The sequence below is a fragment of the Mesorhizobium sp. ES1-3 genome, from assembly GCF_020164795.1.
Taxonomy (GTDB): domain Bacteria; phylum Pseudomonadota; class Alphaproteobacteria; order Rhizobiales; family Rhizobiaceae; genus Mesorhizobium.
The window spans coordinates 1-21,753 of the sequence record NZ_JAIUGW010000035.1 but is presented as its reverse complement, the minus strand read 5'-3'; the positions used below and the strand labels follow the sequence as shown (position 1 = coordinate 21,753).

General features: G+C 59.1%; 13 protein-coding genes and 4 pseudogenes. 9 read left to right on the top strand and 8 right to left on the bottom strand.

From position 1 onward, the window contains the following. Nucleotides 1-35: 35 nt before the first annotated feature. From LB536_RS29195 to LB536_RS29175, 5 genes are all read left to right on the top strand, one after another. Nucleotides 36-659, top strand: coding sequence for an acyl-homoserine-lactone synthase (locus LB536_RS29195; protein WP_224598566.1), 624 nt, complete (start codon nt 36-38; stop codon nt 657-659). 632 nt (nt 660-1,291) lie between these two features. Further along, the gene (locus tag LB536_RS31415; protein WP_224598565.1) at nt 1,292-1,489 is read left to right on the top strand and encodes a Lar family restriction alleviation protein; all 198 of its coding nucleotides are present in this window, start codon (nt 1,292-1,294) and stop codon (nt 1,487-1,489) included. Between the two features lie 98 nt (nt 1,490-1,587). After that, nucleotides 1,588-2,994 (top strand): recombinase family protein, encoded by a 1,407-nt coding sequence (locus LB536_RS29185; protein WP_224598562.1) that lies wholly within the window; start codon nt 1,588-1,590, stop codon nt 2,992-2,994. 21 nt (nt 2,995-3,015) lie between these two features. Beyond that, on the top strand, nt 3,016-4,242 hold the full coding sequence (locus tag LB536_RS29180; protein WP_224598560.1) for a type II toxin-antitoxin system HipA family toxin: 1,227 nt from the start codon (nt 3,016-3,018) through the stop codon (nt 4,240-4,242). A gap of 475 nt (nt 4,243-4,717) precedes the next feature. Next, nucleotides 4,718-4,891, top strand: a complete 174-nt coding sequence (locus LB536_RS29175; RefSeq protein WP_224598559.1) for a hypothetical protein — start codon at nt 4,718-4,720, stop codon at nt 4,889-4,891. A 3,316-nt stretch (nt 4,892-8,207) separates the two neighbouring features. Here the strand turns inward: LB536_RS29175 and LB536_RS29170 are convergent. The 3 genes and pseudogenes from LB536_RS29170 to traD all read right to left on the bottom strand — a co-directional run. After that, nucleotides 8,208-8,930, bottom strand: a complete 723-nt coding sequence (locus LB536_RS29170) for a hypothetical protein (RefSeq protein WP_224598557.1) — start codon at nt 8,928-8,930, stop codon at nt 8,208-8,210. Nucleotides 8,931-9,082: 152 nt separating this feature from the next. Beyond that, nucleotides 9,083-9,352 (bottom strand): annotated as a pseudogene (locus LB536_RS29165) (transposase); the annotation flags it as partial. 92 nt (nt 9,353-9,444) lie between these two features. After that, nucleotides 9,445-9,529, bottom strand: a pseudogene (gene traD / locus LB536_RS29160) (conjugal transfer protein TraD); the annotation flags it as partial. A gap of 510 nt (nt 9,530-10,039) precedes the next feature. On the opposite strand from traD, the gene LB536_RS29155 reads away from it, so the two are divergent. The 3 genes from LB536_RS29155 (at nt 10,040) to LB536_RS29145 (ending at nt 15,714) form a co-directional block, all read left to right on the top strand. Further along, on the top strand, nt 10,040-11,371 hold the full coding sequence (locus tag LB536_RS29155) for a UDP-glucose dehydrogenase family protein (RefSeq protein ID WP_140813099.1): 1,332 nt from the start codon (nt 10,040-10,042) through the stop codon (nt 11,369-11,371). 1,036 nt (nt 11,372-12,407) lie between these two features. Beyond that, entirely contained in the window at nt 12,408-13,487 is a 1,080-nt protein-coding gene (locus LB536_RS29150) for a glycosyltransferase family 4 protein (RefSeq protein ID WP_140764190.1), read from the top strand. Nucleotides 13,488-13,503: 16 nt separating this feature from the next. Further along, nucleotides 13,504-15,714 (top strand): amylo-alpha-1,6-glucosidase, encoded by a 2,211-nt coding sequence (locus LB536_RS29145; protein WP_140764193.1) that lies wholly within the window; start codon nt 13,504-13,506, stop codon nt 15,712-15,714. A gap of 44 nt (nt 15,715-15,758) precedes the next feature. Here LB536_RS29145 and LB536_RS29140 read toward each other — a convergent pair. Beyond that, nucleotides 15,759-15,877, bottom strand: a pseudogene (locus LB536_RS29140) (Hsp20/alpha crystallin family protein); the annotation flags it as partial. A 66-nt stretch (nt 15,878-15,943) separates the two neighbouring features. After that, nucleotides 15,944-16,394 (bottom strand): annotated as a pseudogene (locus LB536_RS29135) (Hsp20 family protein). On the opposite strand from LB536_RS29135, the gene LB536_RS29130 reads away from it, so the two are divergent. Continuing rightward, the gene (locus LB536_RS29130) at nt 16,301-16,891 is read left to right on the top strand and encodes a Ku protein (protein ID WP_224598554.1); all 591 of its coding nucleotides are present in this window, start codon (nt 16,301-16,303) and stop codon (nt 16,889-16,891) included. The pseudogene LB536_RS29135 and the gene LB536_RS29130 sit on opposite strands and share 94 nt — an antisense overlap. Nucleotides 16,892-17,199: 308 nt before the next feature. On the opposite strand, the gene LB536_RS29125 is transcribed toward LB536_RS29130, so the two are convergent. From LB536_RS29125 to LB536_RS29115, 3 genes are all read right to left on the bottom strand, one after another. After that, a complete protein-coding gene (locus LB536_RS29125) occupies nt 17,200-18,981 on the bottom strand; it encodes a thiamine pyrophosphate-requiring protein (protein WP_140764196.1) in 1,782 nt (593 codons plus the stop codon). 26 nt (nt 18,982-19,007) lie between these two features. Continuing rightward, nucleotides 19,008-20,045, bottom strand: coding sequence for an SDR family oxidoreductase (locus LB536_RS29120; RefSeq protein ID WP_140764199.1), 1,038 nt, complete (start codon nt 20,043-20,045; stop codon nt 19,008-19,010). Nucleotides 20,046-20,854: 809 nt separating this feature from the next. Further along, on the bottom strand, nt 20,855-21,496 hold the full coding sequence (locus LB536_RS29115; protein ID WP_224598551.1) for a hypothetical protein: 642 nt from the start codon (nt 21,494-21,496) through the stop codon (nt 20,855-20,857). Nucleotides 21,497-21,753 lie beyond the last annotated feature (257 nt).

The following is a 21,753-nucleotide window of genomic DNA, read 5'->3' as shown; positions in this document are numbered from 1 at the left end:
GTCCGTTTTCCTACGACCCTGCGCCTGGAGGCGTCATGGTTCGTATGCATTTGGTCACCTGGGATAACAGGAAGCACTACAGGAAAGTTCTGGAACGCTACTTTCGCATAAGGTACGACATTTACGTCAAGCAGAGGCGGTGGCGCGCCGTCGCCCGGCCCATCAACATCGAGATCGACGCCTTCGACAACGAGCATGCGCTTTATGTCCTGGCGCTTGACACCAACGGCAAGATCGTCGGCGGCTCCCGTCTCGTGCCGACGCTGGAGCCGCATCTGATGAGCGAGGTCTTCCCGGTTCTCGCCGGCGGCAGGCCGCCGAGAGCGGCTGATATTTTCGAATGGACGCGTTTCTTCGTCGATCCATCCCTTCGCACGCACGGCGCCTCGTCGCCGATCGCCGGCTTCGTTCTCTGTGGTCTGCTCGAGACTGCTCAAAGGCTGGGGATTCGACAGATCAGCGTGGTATGCGAAACATTCTGGCCAAAACGCCTGCGCGCGCTTGGATGGACGCTCGCCGAACTCGGCGACGTTCTCGAGCATCCGGACGGCGACATTATAGCGCTGCTGATTGACGTCACGCCTAAGGCTATTGAGCAGACGCGGCGCGCTTATGGCATAACCGGTGTTATACTTGCGGAGATACCCACCGCCACCTGAAGTTCCCCAGCAGTAGGCCGCCAATCGATCGCGAATTGTAGAACTATCCGACAACCACTTTGGGGCCGTTTCCAGCCCGTCCGGTTATGGACGAGCTTGGCGATAACCTGACACTCTCCAACGGCTTTCAACGAATCTTGGAACAGCTACGGTTGGCTTCGCCGGCAGAAGCGAGTGCATTGTTTGCGCGCTATTAACGCTGGCGCAATCATCCCGTTCTAGAGAGCTTGCCGCAAGGCGTTACGGCTATCCCCTTATCTTCGCCTCCGGTATGAGCCTGGGATGGTTTTCCCACCAGTACAACGAAGCGACCTCCGGTCTGGAGGCCCTCAGACGTACCGTCCTTAGCGCCTGCCTCCACTCCACGATATGTGTAGCGAGTGCAGCCGAACTGAACGGGGGCGATGGCCCTCGATACTACTTGGGTCCGGGCGGAAAGCTCTATTAGGTCACCAGCCCCTTATTCGCGCCATACGGGGCATCACGGCTACCGGGCATTCTTGACTGCTGCTGGGGCCTTCCCTGGCGCCGCTGCTAGCGATAGCCTCTAGCGCTGCAAGTAAAGCCGGACACCAATCCCACAAGTTGAAGCACCTGATGCCGTTTACGCCGCTTTAAAGCCGGAGGAATGATTGACCCCTGATGCCTGCCCATTCTGCACCAGCACAGAAGTTAGGCCCCATATCAGGCGAGACATGCGTGTAGTCATTGTCTGCGATGAATGCGGAGCGTCAGGGCCGATATGCATTGATCAGGACGCAGCCGCTGAAAGCTGGAATAGCCGTCCTTGGAAAGGCAACCAGCGGCCTGCATCATCGAGCCATCGGTAGACACCAAAAACATATTTAAGTTTTATTGGATTGAATGATCAGGCAATGTAATATTCCTCCTCAAACGGCGAATGTGTGTCGCATGGGGAGGCACTATAGTGACTAATGTGACGACCGAGCTTCGCGTTCCAGCGGCGCAGTACATTCGCATGTCAACAGAGCACCAGCGCTATTCTCTTGAAAACCAGATCGCTGCCATTGCGGAGTATGCTGAGACACGGGGCTTCGCTATTGTCCAGACCTATTCCGATGCCGGTAAGAGCGGCTTGAGCTTGAAAGGGAGAGAGGGACTCAAGCAGTTGTTGGGCGACGTGGTGACTGGCAGGCGCAGTTATTCGGCAGTTTTGGTTCTGGACGTTAGCCGGTGGGGCCGCTTTCAGGATGCTGATCAATCCGCACATTATGAGTTCCTGTGTCGAGATGCAGGGGTTGCGGTGGAATACTGCGGCGAGCCGTTCGAGAACGACGGCAGTATGGTTTCGTCAATCGTGAAGAATCTAAAGCGGGTGATGGCGGGCGAGTTCAGCCGTGAGCTCTCGGCCAAAGTCTCAAGGGCGCAGAAGCAGCAGGCCAGCCTTGGATTTAAGCAAGGCGGCCAAATGCCTTATGGAACAAGACGAATGCTCGTTAGCAAAGATCGGGAACCTCGATTTCTCCTCGGACCGGGCGAACAAAAGGGGCTAGACACCGATCGTGTTGTCTTTGTGCCGGGCCCAGGCGAGGAGATCGGGATCGTCCGACGCATTTTCCGGATGTTCGTTGACCAAAGACGAAGCATGAGCAGCATTGCGAAAAAGCTAAACGAGGAAGGTGTGCCTTCAACAGACGGTTGGCGGTGGACATTGGGGCGGGTCAGAACCGTTCTGAAAAGCGAGTTGATGATCGGATATTATGTCTTCAACCGAACCACAGGGCGATTGAGAGGGCCGTCTCGACCAAATCCTCCGAACCTATGGGTCAGAACACGGGTCATGGAGCCGATTGTGGACTCAAGACAGTTCGCAAAGGCCCAACGGGAGATGGGGTACAAGCGCGGGTACGGCTATGCGAAGTCTGACATGGTCAAAGGCCTTCGTCGGCTTTTGCGAGAAAAAAAGAAGCTCTCTTCGGACATCATTGACGTCTGCACCTACACGCCTTGCGCACGATCTTATGGAGAGCGTTTTGGAGGCCTACGGGCTGCCTACGCCATCGTGGGCTACGAGTGCCGCTGGCGGCCTGGGCCGCGTCGCAGATTTTCGGATGAGGAGCTCCTTGATGGCATCCGGCGGCTACACACTGCGTTCGGCCATGTTACCATTGCGCTCATCAATGCCGACCCAGACCTACCACGGGCTTTCGTCTTCATGCGGAGATTTGGCACGATGACTAGAGCCTATGGGCTGGCAGGCTTTCCAACTACTAAGGCAGAGGCATGTTCTGCCGCGCGAAAGAGGGCTAGCCCGCGCCTTCGAGAGGGATTGCGATACGAACCGTCCAGGCCGCGCAGCGAACGAACCAGATAGCCCGCGAGGGTAGCAACGCCTGTGAACATTGATTCACCTCGGACGATACAGTCGCTAGATGTTCTTCTTGGCAAGCGGAAGATCGGCACGATTGTGCGCAGCCCCGTCTATGCCTTCAACTTTACGCAGCAATATCGGGAAGCGGGCGGTTTTCCAATTCTCAGCCTCTCGTTTAGGTCAGCAAATGGCGAACTCGGGAAAGACCCGAAGCCGCTTGCGGGCATCCTACCCGCGTTCTTCGCCAATCTCCTGCCCGAGGGTAAGCTGCGCGAAGCAATGGAGAAGCATCACCAGGGCAGCGTAAGGCGACGCAATGACTTCGATCTCTTGGCGGTGCTTGGTGCCGATGTTTCCGGGGCAGTGCAAGCCTTGCCCAGTGATGGTCCTGTCGTGAACGAAAAGCCCAAAGCCCATTTCTCTCTGGCCGGAATGCAAATGAAGCTGTCCGTTGCCAAAAAGGGGGGAGAAGGAGGCGCCTTTACCCTGCCGAAGGACGGCGAACTGGGTCAGTACATCGCAAAATTTCCACCCGAGACGTTTCCGGGGGTTTCGGAGAATGAGTTTGCCAATCTGGCCCTTGCCGCAGCTATCGGCATGGATGTGCCTGACCGCGAGTTGGTCGAGAGGTCCGACCTGCAGAACGTTCCCGAGGAACTCAACCCCCAATCCGGGGGACCGCTTCTTCTGGTCAGACGCTTTGATCGAGGCGCGAACGGCCAAAGGATCCACATTGAGGATTTCGCTCAAGTCTTCGGCGTCCCTCCCTCGCGCAAATATGACGGCGCTGCCTTTCACCAAATCGCGGCTGTCTTGAACGAGGCTGTGTCCCCTAGTGCGGCTCTCGAATTCGTCCGTCGCTTAACTTTGGCAGCTTTGACCGGCAATGGTGACATGCATCTGAAGAATTGGTCGCTGATCTATCCTGGAGGTGGCGATAGACCGGCTCTTGCCCCGATCTACGATGTGCTATCGACCGTTCCCTACATCCCAACCGACGCCATGGCGCTCTCCCTCGGTCGGCAGCGGTCGTTCAAGGCGCTTACGGCGTCGCGGTGGAAAGCGTTCGCAAACCGCGCCAGGCTGCCCGAGGCCGCCGTGCTTGAAGCGGTTGTTGAGACAGTCGCACTGGTCAACCAGCATTGGTGGCGTTTGCCGGAGCGCGAGATAGTCCCTGCAACGATCCTGGAACGCATCGACGAGCACATTAAGGTCATGACTCCGACTTTGACCACCCGCGACGGAAAGTGACTCCGATCCTGGCTAACTGCCATAGTGGCCCCGATGAGACACCCCGCGCCTGGTCGTCACAGACGGACAAGGCATCCCGGCTGTCCTCAAGGGACAAGCCGGCGGAGCGGAGGAGACTAAGAGGCAGCTAGAGGCACCTATCATGGTCTACCCCCGGATGCCCGGCTACTCCATGTCCGGCACGTCGCCACCCACAAAGAGCGTCGTGGGCTCCCCGTATTCCCCAAGCGATGGGTTGGCCTCACGCGACCCGCAATGACGTCGCCCTTGTGTGTGGCAACAAACTTGTCGGCGATGGCATCGAGGGCGGCCTCCTGCCGGCTGTCGAGTCTGACAATATGGTCCATGTCGTTTGCCTCCGAGAACAGTGAACAAAAACGGAACAAAATTGTCAAGGCCGAATTGACTCCGCAAGGAATGCGTTCCTATTTGGAGGGCGGTGGGGCGGTCGCTCGCTACTGAGAGGAGAGCCGCTATGGGCAGACGAACGAGCCGGTATGACAGACTGTTTAAGAGCAATGCCGAGGCGATCATTCGGGATGGGCTTCGCCTCCGCGAGACAGTGCTTGCAGCGCAACTTCATCTGAAAGCGAGCGGTTCACTGTTCTGGCAATTGAATGGCCTCACCGATAAACTGCATGATAGCTGAGCAGGAACCCGACTTCAGGGCGGCAGGGCTGGGCCTATTGCCGCTGCCCGAGGATTACTCCACCCGGAAGTGACCTCCTATGGACAGCGTTGGGCGAGCCGCAAAAGCAAACCTGCTGCTCATCGTGGAGTGCGGCCACTGTTATCATGTGGGCCGCTTCCGGGCTAACGATGTGGCAAAGGTGGTGGGATGGAACAAACCGGTGGAAACCATCAACGTCAAATGCAAGCGGTGCAGCCGAAAGGACGCTACCGTGCGGACTCAGTTCAATATCAGGACCATCCGGGCCACGCAGGTTGAATCAGCGTCCCCGAGGCCCTCTGCGACACCGTACGAGACGCGCAAACGCGCGTCGCTGAAGCCAGAGAGCAGCTGAAGAAGATTAAGGCTGGCGCGTGAGGCTTCAGACCCGGCGCGTCCGGAATGCAATGCTCGCTTGACGCCCATTCGTCGGGCGCTACATTGCCTCGCGGCGGTCCTATCGGACGCCAGCGGCCGGCGCTCATCAAAACCCCAAGGTCCCCCCGCCTACTGAGCGCCGGCCGATCTTTTTCGATCAGCTCCCGAGATAGGCGCGGCATATCGCGTCCCAGTCCGCGGCCGGCGGTCTGCTTGGCGAAAGGCTGCCTTTCTCGGTATCAAACCGACATTTGAATCCTTCTGAGCACCGCATTAGATTCGACTGGTTAAAATTGTAGCTATTGGGAGGTAGCTATGATCGAAAGCCGTACAGACGTCGCGCGTGCGATGATAGACGCCAGCTTCGTCTCGCAGCGTCGCTCTTTAAGTGACATCGCCTCAATTCGTCGCGATCTAGACCAATCCCGCCGTGCAATCGCAGCATCACGCGACCTTCTAAAGCGGTTACGCCAGCGCAAGGCGGACGAGGCGCCCAGGGAGGCTGAGAAGCACCGAGTGTCCGCGTTCCATGCAGACATTGTCCGGTCTGTATTTCGAAATTTGGTCTCGGAAACTGACGTGCCCGAGTGTGAATGGCGCAACCTGGCTAGGAGCCTCATCTTCGAGCTCACCGGGTGCGAGTGCGTTGACGCAGTCTTGCTGCATTGGGTCATTAGAAAGTAACGGACGGAACAATCGCCACGCCGCTTTATTCGGGGCGCATCATTTTTGTGGTATGATTCATCCTATGGGGAAGAAGGCCAAGCACAAAGCAAAGTAGGTGACTGAAATCCCGATGGAGAGGCGAGCTTGAAAACGGAAGCCGCCTACTATGCACGCAAGTGCGGTATCACGACAGATGAAGCCGCCAAGATCTTTCGGAAGCCCACGCGCCAAAGCTCACCATCGTCCCAAAAGAACGCCAGCCATCGGGGTCCACAAAGGAAAAGCCCCGGTGCTTTGGTCAGCACCGGGGCTTTTGACACGTACGAGCTACTCGGCATGTCGGCATGTACGACGTAGCAGTAGGCCCGGCGGTTGAGGGGGGCTCATCGCCGAGCCCTGACTGGCGGGGGGGGTAAGGGGGGACATCGCCAGCTTACACGAAGCTAGCATTGTCGTTGCTGGCGCGGCATCATTCAAACAGAGGAGGCGTCTCGGCCTGCTCAAGCACGCCTACCCTGCCGGACAGTTGCAGTGGGCCCGCTTCACTGGCGACGAAGCGGGCCCGGTCAGGTCTTGGGGGACCTGACCGGCAGCAGGGGAGCTGCCGCTTTCGAACCTGCCAAGACATGCCAAGTTCCCATATAGCGCACCAAAAAGCCCGCAGGCCGGAGCCAGGCGGGCAGTTCACAGAGTGGAGGCCGCCCGGAGTAGGCGGCTGCTCCCGAACCTTTGTCTCTGACATATGTTCCGGCACCGGGCCGCTTAGGCCCGCGCTCCCACAGGAGGGCGCGAGCCGGCCAGCAGCGCGAAAAGCACCGGACCCGCTGTTCGCCGGCACTTGCGCCTAACGGGGCTGTTCCCGACCGAACACTAAAATGCCCACCGGCCGGAGCCAGCGGGCAGGCTATGCAACGGAGTAAGCCGGGCCGGCTCCCGAACTTCGGTCTCTGACACCGTTCCGGCTACCTTGAAAGCTTCCGCAATCGCGGACTTGCAGAAATTTCGCGTTAGCGGATTGTGGTCGCTTGGTGAGCCGAGGGCTCTGGGGCGCTGGCACGCTCTCCGATGAGGACCATGCGTCCGTGGCCTCGAGAAAGTTCAGGACGCTAAGCATCAAACTGACGATGGCACATCATCAAAATGGCGGACGACTTATCTCGTCGCCCGTGAAAAGCTTGTCACAACAGTTGGGAGGGGAATTGGCCGGTGAAGGATCGAGTGAATGGACCACTTCGGCATTGTTCGGACGCGCGAGATTGCTAAATGCATAGGCGTCGCAAGAGAGCCCAAGTCGCCTAAAGGGTGGCGTTCAGCGTTAGCAACGATGGAAACCGAGCGAAGCGCCAAGACGGCTATCCTCAGACAATTGCGGACATGCTCGGAATGGCTCGTTCGGGACGATCAAGCCTCGATGTGCGATGAGATCGACTGCTCGGCTCTTCTGTTGAGGCGAAGCAGCGTTGGAGAGCCGCAACCTGATTGGACCGACCTTGATAGGTGGTTGGGATGATGCTGAACCGCCGGGTCTGATTGGCGGCGGCGATTTTGGGAGCGGGATCGCCGTCAGCTAAACCAGAAATACTGCTGGGTTGCCGGATGGGGCGCCATTCCAACAGATCGGCCGTGCAGTTTCGTTTGCCACCTGCGGAAAACCGCGCGAGCGCAAGCCGACATTCTATTGCCTGGCGGACCTATGCCGCGCATGAGCACCGCTGCCTCGTGGTTGGCTGCGTAGGAGCTGGAGCGCTTGGTAATGGATCGCAGCCAGCATCAGGGCACAGTTGCACTATGCTGTTGATTGCCCGGTCGCAACTTGCGCCGGCAACCCGCCAGATGAGGCGGTTTTTATTGGCCGCAATATGCTCGCTGCTCCGGACTGCAAATTCAAATTACTGGATTGGCCAAAAGAGCGGGAGCGGCTCCCCTGTTTAGTGTCAGGCCATTCGGTACGCCATTTACCGTCGACGCCTTGGACTAGAACTTCCGCCTCGTGGCCTTGTTCGGTAGCGCGTATCGCCGCTTTGACCGCAGCTAGAACTGCGGAGCCGTGGGACTCATAAGGATAATCCTGGCCGTCGTAACGGACGTTCCAACGGTCTGCGTTCTTCGCGACATGGTATTTGGCATTCGCCATAAGCGCCGTCCCCAAGGTTCGGCAGCAAGAAAGCATTAACCAACCTCCCCGGCAAGAAAAGCTTTCGCCGGCGAGGGCGCTCGCGAGACACACCCGTCGGGGCCGAGCCGCAAAGTTTCACACGAACTGAGGATTGGAGGCGAATCGCCATTCGCTATCCAACGACTGCCCACACCTTCCTCTGGGCAATCTGCATGCAGCCGCCGCCCTTTTCTGCCTTATAAGCGATAGGTCCTGAGCCGATTGAGATCGGCTTTTGTCGCAGGTGTCGTTGTGCGCACCGATGTGCCGGCGCTCTGCCGCGATTTTCCCAGACCCTCCGCGCGACGTGCGCAGACTACGACTTATCCTGGGCGCTCTGGGTTTTGACCAACCGATCAAGCACGGCGAATCCTGCAGGTCCCGATAGGGTGTAAGATCGAGGTCGGGAGGCACCTTCCTGAGCTTCTCTTGGTCTATCGGCTTCTCGTTGAGCTTCATCAACGACTGATATCTTTGCCAGCGGACGCCTGCGGCCATGACTGCATCGCGCTCGGCACATAGCGCGATTTGATGGGCATGTAGATAGTGCAGCCTAAGTTCATCCAGCAGCGCCTTTTCGATAATTTCATGGGTCAGCAAGAAAGGGGACAGCCTCACTCTTTGACCCTTCCACGGCATCGTGCGTGGCAGGTGACGGTCAATGTAGACCGTGCGTCGATCAATGCTGTAGCCTGCAATGTAAGGGATATCGAAGTCATGGCTGATCTTGACACGACGATGGAGAGCCATGACGACGTCCCCCAACACATTGTCATCCACCTCTTCCGATCTATGGCGAATCTCGGCTTCGCGTTTCATGTGCTCTCCAGTCCGCGAAGGCATCTCAGCTGCCCGTTCCGTCAAGAGTTTCAACTATGTCAGGCTGCTCACATACCCACGGTCTGATCAGGTTCCAGGTGAAGGAAGGCTGCGAGCAAAACGGCCTATCAACCGGCAGCCAGCAGGAGCGGTCATGTCGGCACCGCCAGAAGCTTCGGCAACCGCACCAGATTGTAGGCCGCGGCAGCGAAGGTTGAGGCCCACCCGACGCGGTCACGACCGCGCAACTTCGTCTTCTCCTGCCCGGCGACCGTCTTGATCCAGCCGAACGCCTCTTCGATCCGCTTGCGGATGCGCTGGCTGACGCCATTGCCGCCGTGCCGGGTCGTGCGGCGATCGATAGCGGAACGGCGCCCGTTCGTGTTTTGCGCCACGTGCGGCGTCACCTTCATCGAGCGCAGTAGCCAATCTGCCATCGCTAGTCCGCGAAGCTCTCTTGCTGCTGAAAAAATAGGGTCATTGATGACGCTTTGCGGCGTCTTTCGTTTTATTGAGACCAGCGCGCCGGCCAGTTCGTCGGTGCGGAGTTGTTCGGCGCCGGTGGCGATCACCAGTTCGCCAAGCTGCGGGGCCAGGCGAGGGCTTGGCTATCCAGAGAAGGTGATTCTGTTCGAGAAGCACTTGGCGTCATCCCAAGCCGCGCGTGTGGCGGCCCGACAGTCCGGGTTTGGGTGGGTTGGACCGCCGGGCGTGACCGGCGGGCTAGGCCCTAAGTAGGGCGCCGGGTAGCGTCGACATATCACTCGTGCCGCGCCCTGCGAACGAAGGATGTCGAAGCCGTAGAGTTGGCTATTTTTTCATGGGTCATCCATAATGAATAAGGGCCTTCTCACCCATCTGGCGATTCTCATTCCATGGTGCACGAAGCCGTCGACCGTTGCTCCGCAGACGTATTCGAGAGGCACTAGCCCTTGCGTTTGGGTTAGATACTGCATGCCAAGCAAGTCGGTTTCATCGCTGTGGATCGGGGGTGCGAGTTCGGGCTTCCGGATAAGATCATGCCGAACTGACTAGGCCGGTCCGGCCACCGGGACATCTGAACCGACCAGACCTATTCGCGGCCTAGTCCTGCACAGAAAGAGATCCGAATGAACTTGACGGTGTTTGGAATTGGCTATGTCGGCCTCGTACAGGCGGCGGTGCTTGCCGAAGTTGGCCACCAGGTTGTCTGCGTCGATATCGACGCAAGCAAGGTGGAGCGGCTCAACCAGGGCTTTGTCCCGATCTTCGAGCCAGGCCTTGAAAGCATCGTCAGGGAGAATCACGCCGCTGGCCGCATCAAGTTCACCACCGATGCGGCGGCTGCCGTCAGGCATGGCGAAATCCAGATGATCGCGGTCGGCACGCCGCCCGGCGAGGACGGTTCGGCCGACCTCAAATATGTGCTGGCGGTCGCCGAGACCATCGGCCGCGAGATGGATACCGCCAAGATCGTCGTCGGCAAGTCGACAGTGCCGGTCGGCACCTGCGAAAAGGTGAAGGCCAGGATCGCCGAGACGCTGAAGAAGCGCGGGCGCGAGGATTTGAGCTTCGACGTCGCCTCCAATCCAGAATTCCTCAAGGAGGGCTCCGCCGTCGCCGACTGCATGAAGCCGGATCGCATCATCGTCGGCACCGACAGCGAGGACACCGAGGCGGTGATGCGCGAACTCTACGCGCCCTTCAATCGCAACCACGAGAAGATGATCGTGATGGACGTGCGCAGCGCCGAATTCACGAAATACGCCGCCAATTGCATGCTGGCGACCAAGATCAGCTTCATGAACGAGATGGCGAACCTTGCCGAGCAGCTCGGCGCGGACATCGAGGAGGTGCGCAAAGGCATCGGCAGCGATCCGCGCATCGGCTACCATTTCATCTATCCGGGTCTCGGCTATGGCGGCTCGTGCTTTCCCAAGGATGTCCGTGCCCTGATCAAGACCGCCGAGGGCGTCAAGTTCGACGCCAAGCTGCTGCGCGCCGTCGAGGAGCGCAACAATGACCAGAAATCCGTCCTGTTCGACAAGGTGCACCGCTATTTCAAGGGCAACCTCGAGGGCAAGACCTTCGCGCTGTGGGGCTTGGCCTTCAAGCCCAACACCGACGACATGCGCGAGGCGCCCGCGCGTGTCCTGATGGAAGCGCTCTGGAACGCCGGCGCGACCGTGCAGGCCTATGACCCCGAGGCCATGCAGGAATGCCAGGCCATCTACGGGCTGCGCGACGACCTGATGCTGTGCGGCACCAAGGAAGCGGCATTGCGCGGCGCCGATGCGCTGCTGATCGCCACCGAATGGAAGAGTTTCCGCGCACCGTCCTTCGATGCACTGAAGGATGCACTGACCACGCCGGTCATCTTCGATGGCCGCAACCTCTACGATCCCAAGGTCGTGGCGCGCCACGGCATCGAATATCACTCGATCGGCAGAATGGCGGCATGACGCGACGATTGGAGTTCGGCACCTGCGACGGCCGCGTTGACATGGAGGAAATCCAGTCCTTCTTTCATGGATCTGGCAATCGGGAGTAGGATTAATCTTGGGCGTCGGCCGGTTACCACTCAGTCAGCCAAGCCTGGACAGGCCCGACGAGACCTCTCCTAAGCACTCGGGCGGCAAGGGGCGGCCCGTCAAGGCTTCGATCATTGCGGTACGTAGGCGTAAACGAATTGGCCCTCCTCTAGGAGGTAGTGGGCTTTTTCAGGAAAAGCCGCGCTCGACTTGAACTAACCCCCGAACGGTTGGACATAACCTTCGGGGCCGAGCTCGGCTCCAACCTCGGCGTGTTACGGGCGAGCACCGGCCGGCGAGCGCGATGCTGAAGGCGTTTTTGCTGTGCTATCTCGCGTGCTCTATGTGCAGACCGGCTTCACCGCACTGGTCGATGCTCGTTCGAAACTGGACGAGCGCTTGCCACGCTGGCTGCTCATGTGTCACGACCGCATCCTTCACGACGATTTTTTATATTATCCACGAGTTCATGGTGGTCATGTTGAGCGTTCGTCGGCCGGGCGTTGCCGCTTCCCGCACCTGCGGCTGGCCGGATCCGGGCCATCGAATGGGCTCAGGAAGTCATTCAACGTCGTCTGGTCTTGAATGATCTGCCGGGTCGTGATGGCAACCACGGCCGGCAATTCTGGCGCACGATTGCGGTGAAGTCACTTGGGACCTTTGCCGTGGCCGGAGCAAAGCCGCAGGCGAGAGCATCAGAATTCCCGCAAGCAAGGTCACGCACACTCGCTTCGTTGAACTCACGGACATGCCAGAACCTCCATGATAGATCCTCCTGGTCAGAACCGCACATCCGCGTGGGAAGCTCGGCCAGTGCTCCCGACCGATCGTCATCTGCGAGCATCTGTCCGCCGGCAAGACAGGCTCGCTCAGCGCCGGAACAATCTGGATTCTGCGGTGTTAGGTTCCCCGAAAAGCCGGAAGTGGGTGCACCGAATCGGGTGAACGACACAAATGGACTGGATCGATGAGGGTTGCCCAAGTCGCACCGTTAACAGAAAGCGTTCCCCCAAAATTCTATGGTGGTACCGAGCGGATCGTGTCGTACCTTGCCGAGGAGCTTGTCCGTCGCGGTCATGAGGTCACGCTTTTCGCAAGTGGAGATTCGCACACCTCGGCGGAGCTGATAAAATGCTGCGACCGGGCCTTGAGACTTGATCCGACTGTCCTCGATCCCGTTCCACATCACATCATAATGCTCGATCGCGTTCGACGGGTTGCCGACGAGTTCGACGTCATTCATTTTCACACTGATCTGCTGCAGTTCCAACTGCTCAATACCATCCAAACTCCTGCGCTCACGACGCTGCATGGGCGTCTTGATCTTCCTGACCTGCATCCGTTCTATCAAAGCTTTCCCGACGTGCCGCTCGTGTCGATATCGGAAGAACAACGTCGCCCGATGCCGCCCGTCAACTGGCTCGGGACCGTCTATAATGGGCTACCGCGCGATCTACTGCCGATGACACCGGATCCCTCGGGCGATTATCTGGCGTTTCTCGGCCGTATTTCTCCGGAAAAAGGTCCGGAGACAGCGATCGAGATCGCCACGCGCGCTGGCATGACATTGAAGATCGCGGCCAAAATCGACAAGCAGGACAGGCTATTTTGGGAGAACGAAATCTCGCCCATGATCGCCACACATCCCAACGTGGAATTCCTCGGCGAAATAGATGAACATCATAAGGCTGATTTCCTTGGCAACGCCCGAGCATTGCTTTTTCCAATAAATTGGCCCGAGCCCTTTGGGTTGGTGATGATCGAAGCCATGGCATGCGGCACCCCCGTAATTGCGTTTGATCGAGGCGCGGTATCCGAGGTGATTGACCATGGGGTCTCGGGGTTTGTCGTAACAACTGTCGAGGAGGGAATTGAGGCGATAAGGTCGGCCGGCAATTTGGATCGGCGACGGATCCGGGCTGTTTTCGAAGAACGGTTCTCGGCCGAGCGTATGGCATTCGACTATGTGTCGATTTATAATCGTCTTGTCGCGCTATCATCAGGCGCTGCGATGGCTCGCGCCAGACGCGCTCAAGTGTCAGCTTGAAGTAGAGGTCTCAGCGATGCAATCCGTGAGTGCTGAAGCGATCTCCCATGCACCTTTTCCCGGGGGATCCGGCGTTACCCATCTTGCCCAGCTTTTCGTCCCCTCTCTGCAGGAGCGCCGGCCCCGAACACTCAAGCATGACGACATTTTCGGCGTCTTCGACCGTAACGGCGACGTCCTCTCTGGTCCTGGTAGCCCAGACGGGATTTACTATCGCGACACACGCTATCTTTCGCATCTTGGTCTGACGATCAATGGCGCCAGGCCTATGCTGCTCAGTTCGACATTGCGTGACGACAATGCCACCTTGACTTGCGATTTAACCAATCCAGACATTTTCGATGCCGAAGGCGTTCGCGTGCTGAAGCACGACTTAATTCATCTCCGGCGGTCCCGATTATTGTGGGGCGCCCGATGCTTCGAGCGGCTGGCTGTGCGAAATTTCGATGAATTTCCGCATCGTCTCCAGCTTGAACTGGTTTTCGCATCCGATTTTGCGGATCTTTTCGAGGTGCGGGGCACGCCGCGGCCTCAGCGAGGAGAGGATTGTCAACCGGACGTGGCCGGTAACCGGGTTACGCTCGCTTACATGGGCTTGGATGGCATGCGACGCGCTACCATTTTGTCCTTCGATCCCGTGCCGGCGACGCTCACCGGCGAACAGGCGAGGTTTGTGATCGAACTCGCACCTCACGAAACCCGTTCGCTTTTCGTCGATGTCGGCTGTGACCAGCGGGAAATCGGCGACCAGTCGCCTCGGCGCACCTTTTTCATTGCACTTCGCGATGCGCGGCGGGCGCTGCGTTATTCCACATCGAAGGCCGCCGCCATAACGACCTCCAACGAAATCTTTGATGAGGCGGTGCACCGAAGTGTGTCGGACCTCTACATGCTGATCACACAAACACCTGAGGGACCCTATCCCTATGCTGGCATTCCATGGTTCAGCACCGTGTTCGGGCGTGACGCTCTCATCACTGCCATGGAGATGCTTTGGCTCGACCCCTCGATAGCACGCGGCGTACTCCTTTATCTCGCAGCCAATCAGGCAACCGAGCTGGATCATGTGTCGGACGCGGAACCTGGGAAGATCCTTCACGAATTGCGGCGTGGCGAAATGGCGGTGCTTCGGGAGGTGCCGTTCCGCCGGTACTATGGCAGCGTCGACTCCACCCCCCTCTTTATCATGTTGGCAGGTGCTTATCTGGAGAGGACAAGCGATCTCGAAACATTGCAGCGTCTGATGCCCAATATCGAAGCTGCTCTCGCTTGGATCGGCGATTACGGTGACCGCGACAAGGACGGTTTCGTTGAGTACCAGCGATTGACGCCAGATGGTTTGGTAAACCAGGGTTGGAAGGACAGCAGCGATTCTGTTTTTCACGCAGACGGAACGCTCGCGAAGGGATCGATCGCACTCGCCGAGGTGCAGGCATACGTCTATGGAGCATGGTGCGCGGCCGCTGCCATCTCTCGTCGGCTCGGCAATTCGGCGCGAGCCAACAAGCTCGAAGCCAAGGCATCGGACCTCCGCGATCGCTTCGACGTCTGTTTTTTCGACGAGCAGCTCGGCACATATGTGCTTGCGCTCGACGGAGACAAGCGCCCCTGCAGGGTACGTTCGTCAAATGCCGGTCATGCACTTTTCACCGGTCTCGCGCGTGCCGAGCGAGCAAAGTCTGTGGTTCAGAGTCTCACGGAGCGCGCCTTTTTTACGGGCTGGGGTATCAGAACCATTGCTGCGACAGAGGCCCGCTACAATCCAATGAGCTATCATAATGGCTCTGTCTGGCCACATGACAACGCGTTGATCGCCGCCGGCTTCGCTCGCTATGGCTTCCGACACCAAGCTGCAAAGATATTCGAAGGTCTGTTCGCCGCTTCGACATATCTCGATCTGCGTCGCTTGCCAGAACTATTCTGCGGCTTCCCGCGCCAAAGTGCCCAAGCACCGACATTCTATCCGGTCGCATGCAATCCCCAGGCGTGGGCGGCCGCTGCGCCATTGCTTTTCGTGCAAGCTTGCCTCGGCCTCGAATTTGATCCGAATTCTCAGTTTGTCATTTTTGACGCCCCTGTCTTGCCGAGCTTCCTGGATCAAATCGTCCTGAGACGGCTTTCTCTGGGTGCCGGATCGGTGGACGTGGCGCTCCGTCGTACCGGCTCTCAGGTGGTCGTTGACGTTCTTGGCCGCACTGGATCGATCAGAGTCGTTGCGAAGAGCTGATCGACCGGCTTTTCGTCAGCCCTCCTCAACCGCTCAGAATTCCGGAACAGCCTGTTTACTTCTCGATGCATCGACAGGAACGGGTCGCGCTCACCGTCACGGAAAAGGCTGGCGGCCTGGTCGCCATTGTCGCGCCCCAAGGTATCAGATCACGGATACTCATGATTTTTCTCCTTTCGGCCGTTGGGTGTGAGGGTGCCAGGCAATGCCCGGCACCCTTGCGGAGATCTCAGGCGGCCTTCTTCTCGCCCTCGATCTGCTTCATCGCGCCCTTCGGCAGCGTCGTGTCGGCTGCGACCTCGATCTTGCGCGGCTTCATCTCTTCGGGAATCTCGCGCTTCAGATCGATTGTCAGCAGACCATTGACAAGGGCAGCGCCAACGACCTTGACGTGGTCGGCCAGTTCGAAGCGGCGCTGGAAGGCGCGCCCGGCGATGCCGCGATGCAGGTACTGTACTTTTGTCATCGCCCTCGTCGTCGCCAGTCTTCTGACCAGATACCACGAGCATGTTCTGCTCCTGCGTGAGGGTCAGTTCGGCCTGCCAGAAGCCGGCCACCGCCATGGTGATGCGGTAATCGTCGTCGCTTGTCTTGGCGATGTTATAGGGAGGCCAGTTGTCGATCGGCTGGTACGCTCGAGGTCGATTCATTCGTCGCAATCGAAGATGTCGACACCCGATATCTGGAAAAGCCTTACTACCTCATCCCGGCGGACGAAGCTTCCCTCGAAGCCTTTTCCATCCTACGCGACGCGATGGCGAACAAGCGGGTGGCTGCACGTTCTTGCGTGGTGCTCTACCAGCGCGGGCGCGAGGTGCTGATCCAACCCTTCCAAAACGGGATGCTGCTGACCGAATTGCGCACTCACAACGAGATGACGTCGGAAAAGACCGTGTTCAGTGGCTTGCAAAGCCCCAAATACGACGAAGACCTTCTTGAGATCGCCGGGCTGTTGATCGACAAGAAAGTCACCAAGTTCGATCCGTCGAAGTTCGAAGACACATACGAGGATGCGTTGATCGCGATGATCGACGCCAAGCGCAAAGGCAAAGCACCGCCCAAGCCGGCGCCGGCGCCAAAAGAGAACGTCATCGACCTAGCCTCAGTGCTTCACAAGAGCCTTGCCAAGGAAGGCATCAAGGGCGGCACCAAATCCAAGGGCCGAAAGTCGGCATAGTGATGCTGCGTAATCCCCTTTCCAGGTATTTGCTCTGTTGGGAACACTGACACGATCGAGAGAGCCGGAGTGACGAGAGGCGTCCACATCGCCCTGTTGTGAAAATTGCCGCGGTAATGCTCCATCGCGCTGTCAATCAGCACCGATGCGGCGATCATACCTGCCGCCCGGCTGAGATGCCGGGCAGCCGTGATCACCGCGCTCGGGGCGATCTCCTCCCGCCGCGATGAATGTGCCGGGACCGGCATGTTCACGACTGACTCGGGCTCAAGTGGATCGCGCCGCCGCTCACGTGTGCCGAACATGGCTCACTCGTTGCCCGGCAAAACGCCGGCCAGCATCTGCTTCGCGCTATTCTTGATGACGCTGGCGAGTTCGGGCTCGTCAGCCATCATCGTCATGAAATTCTTGGCATCCTTGAGGGTGATGTGCGGCGGCAGCGGCGGCACGTTCGGATCGGCCTTCATGTTCATGATGACAGGGCGATCGGAAGCCAGCGCCTCGTCCCATGCCGCACCGATCTGTTCGGGATCATCGCAGTAGATGCCCTTGAATCCGAGCAGTTCGGCATACTTGTGATAGGCAAAGTCGGGGATTGTCTGGGTTAGCGGCGTCTTGCCATCGCCAAGTTGCACGCGCTCCTCCCAGGTCACCTGGTTCAGGTCCTGGTTGTTGAGAACCATCACGACGAACCGCGGATCGGACCAGCTCCGCCAATATTTGCTCGCCGTGATCATCACGTTGAGCCCGTTCATCTGCATGGCGCCGTCGCCAATGAAGCCGATCACGGGCCGATCGGGATAGGCCATCTTGGCGGCGAGCGCATACGGCGTCGCGGCCCCCAACGAAGCGAGGCCTCCCGAAAGCGAACCCATCATGCCGCGCCTCATCCGGATGTCGCGCGCATACCAGTTAGCGACTGAACCTGAATCGCCTGTCATGATGACGTCGTCCGGAAGCCGCGCAGAAAGTTCGTGGAAAATGCGCTGGGGATTGACTGGATCGGCAGGCTCCATGGCGCGATCCTTGAGCGTCTCCCACCATTCAGAGACGTTTTTCTCGATCCCACGGCGCCAGGTCTCGTTCTTGTTCTGCTCGAGCAGCTGCAGGAGGGCGGCCATGGTCTGCTTGCTGTCGCCGATGAGGCTGTATTCCATTGGATAGCGCAGCGAGAGGTTGGCGCCGTCAATATCAATCTGGACGCCGCGCGCACTACCCGGCTTGGGCAGGAATTCGCTGTAAGGGAAGGCCGACCCCACCATCAAAAATGTGTCGCACTGCTTCATCAGGTCCCAACTCGGCTTGGTGCCGAGCAGGCCGAGAGAACCGGTGACGAACGGCAGGTCGTCGGGCAATGCCGCCTTGCCAAGCAGTGCCTTAGCGACGCCGGCATTGAGTCGGTTGGCCACTGCCATGACCTCGTCGGTCGCATGCAGCGCGCCCGCACCGACCAGGATCGCGACCTTCTTGCCGCTGTTGAGGATCTCGGCCGCCTTCTTGATATCTTCGATGTCCGGGACCGTCGCGGCGCCGGGAAAACCGATGCCTGTGTGCGTAGCGCCATGAGCCATCGGCGCATCCTCGTATTCGAGCTCCTGCAGATCATTGGGAATGATGACGCAGGTGACCGCGCGCTTGGCCTGCGCGATCCGCACGGCGCGATCGATGCAGGTGCGAACCTGCGTGGGAACCACTGCGGTCACCACATACTCGGTGACGTCGGCGAAGAGGTTCTGCAGATCGACCTCCTGCTGGTAATTCGCGCCCAATGCCGAACGCGCCTGCTGTCCGACGATCGCGACAACCGGCACGTGATCCATCTTGGCATCGTAAAGGCCGTTCAGGAGATGAATGGCGCCCGGCCCCGAGGTTGCAAAGCAGAGGCCTACCTGCCCCGTGAACTTGGCATGCGCCGAAGCCATGAAGGCAGCCATTTCCTCGTGGCGGACCTGAACGTAATCCATATAACTCTTGGCCTTTTCGAGAGCGACGTCCAGCCCGCCAACGCCATCGCCGGGATATCCATAGACCCGCGACAGGCGCCACTCGTTGAGGCGCTTCCAGACGAATTCTGCAACATTCTGAGACATGGGATCTTCCTCGGCGGATAAAGTCGTCAGCGGCCTCCCCGTCCTGTCCTGGGCCTATCCGAGTTATGCTTCCAAGCATCCAGGCGTTTCGCGGCCCGAAGCGCCACGACAGCCAGTCCAATCGCGGTGACCGCGATGACCGATGCCTTGTGGCGATCCGTAAACATTTCCCAGCTTCGGTCGCGTGACTGGGCGTCAAAGCGGCCGTGCGCCGAATAGTCACCCGACACCGGCTTGAACAGGTTCGCTGGAGCGTTCGGAGCGGTAGGGCGATCGGCAAGTTGTCCGCAATAGCCAGCCTTGGCGAGATAGCGGTCGATCAACCCCGGCGCGATGCGGTTGGCGAGGATCGCCTTGACTGTCGACCAGCCAACCCAGACGTCACGTCGCTTGTGCGTGGCGGCGAAGAAAATCGCGCGTGCCGGCACTTCGGGTTCGAAGATCGGGGCGACCGGCTTGGCCTTGCGACCCATCTTGTTGAGCGCCCAGTCGAATTGCGGCGTATTCACCGCAGGCAGGTCGACCATCGTCAGGTGTACATCGAGCTTGTCGTGGATGATCTCGGAACGCAGACTGTCGGTAAACCCCCTGATCGCTGCTTTGGCGCCGCAGTAAACCGATTGCAGCGGCACGGAACGATAGGCCAGCGCCGACCCGACGTTGACGATGGTTCCGCGATTGCGCACGCGCATTCTCTTCAGCGCCGCCATCATACCATGTACCTGTCCGAGGTAAGTCACCTTGGTGCCGCGCTCGACCTCTTCGGCAGTCAGCTTGGCGACGGGGGAAAATATCGTCGCCATCGCGACATTGACCCAAATGTCGATTGGACCGAGCTCCGCTTCGACCCGATCCGCGGCCGCCTCAACCGCGGCAGGATCGGCGACATCCGTCGGAATCGGCAGCGCGTTTACGCCGTACCGCCGCACATCATTGGCTGCCCGCTCAAGCCGCGCGGCATCACGCGAAAGCAGGCCGACATCGAAGCCCTCTCGAGCAAACTCCTCGACGGTGGCGCGACCGACGCCCGCGCCGGCACCTGTGATCACCACCACCTTGGCCATACATCTTCTCCTGGATATGGCCATCTAACGACGGGTTCGGAGTGTTGTTCCGGGCCGAATGGCGAAAATGGGCCGCGGCGGAAACATTGGCGTCGTGCGCCGTTTAGGGATGGACAGCGCCGAGCGCCGCCTTGCCGCCGGGAGGATGGGTTGCTTGAACACTATCATTTGATCGCCATCGGCAGCTGCCTAGGCTGTGCTTCGTTCGATGCGCCCGCGCCAACCGGAAAGCGCCTGATCCTCGAACGATTACCTACCGGGCGAGGAGGCTGACTGGAGCGCGCAGGCTGCCTTGGTCGACGGCAGGTACCAAGTCCGCCCACGCGCAGGTAATCTACATCGATCCAATGCTGGCGAAAACACGACAATGTGAAGCTGGTGACCAATGCCGACGGCCAAGAGGAACCCTGCCTCCCTGCAAAATTGGCGCCCCCGGCCGGAATGGCTCGTTCTGGACCGCGCTCCTGGTTTGAGCACGCTGAAACCACCGGCAAAAGCCATGCCGTGTGCGCAATGGCGAAGGATGCACCTGCTCGGCGGGGGGGCGGAACGGAGGAGAGGGGACGGTTGTTCGGGTTGGAGCGGTGCCGGCACGTGGCAAAAGAAGTGCGGCGGGCCTGCGCCTAATCCTCGCCGTTCGCGGTTGACGTGAGGTATTCCTGAGCGGGGACGGGCCGCTTTCCCGAGGCCGCGCCAAGTCGCACGACAATTCGTTGCGCTAGCGCCACGGGACGTCCTTATCGCTGAAGGTGTTGAACTCGCCAGCAGATTGACCGTTCGATGACGTTCGCCGGGAATGGCGGGCTCAGCTATTTCTTCAACTGTCCACCAACGCGTGCGACGTAGCAACCCCCGTGAGCGAGAGCAGGACCTTCAATTTCGTTGCGGTCGATCTGCTGCACCTTGCCGCGGACTATCGCAAGCTCGGCCGGGACGTGGCCTGCCTCTTTTCTGGTCGCGGTGTCGACGGCAATCAGCCGCTTTAGTGATCGCAGAACCTCGCCGCGCGTCCAGCCGACCAAAAGCATGGAATCAACGAGTGCATGAAAGCCTGGTTGAATCGCCCCTTGGCATTCGATCCAACGATCGGGATGGTCTTCTGTTCGTCTCGGCGGATTGATGCTGCCTTGAGCACTGGAAATCTGGGGGCCGCCTTGTACATCCCCTGGAGAGTCTTTCATCTCGCCATCAGGCGCGAATTGCAGTCTCAGCATTTGCCATATCCAATAATATGTCGGTCTATCGCCGCCATTTGGGGCGACAGGCTTAGCCATAAAGTAGGTCTGTTCGTTGATCTTGATGATCTTGTGGGTCGCGGGGTTCACAACGACCGGGCGGCGTCGGGCAGGATATTTGACATTGGGAACTTCATGAATTCCGACGGCGTCGGCCAGCGCAATGCCGGCGTTGACTTCGACCCCTCGGGTTTCTGAAGCAAGTGGATGCTTCATGGCACACTCGCAGGACACCTGTTTCCTGTTCATTTTTCTCCCAACAGCCCCGATCATCAATGTAGTCAGCGCGCTGCCAACTTTGGGAGAACGCAAATGTTCCAACGGTGGGGCTTCGGTCGGGCATGCGCTGGACCTAAGTCTGATCGAATTGCGCAGTGGTGGCTTAGGTGGGGCTTAGGTCGTGTCCCATCAAGTGGTGTAGCTGGCGGTTACGAAGCCGCTCGCGAGCGCGCCGTTAGTAGCGCTGTAGCGAG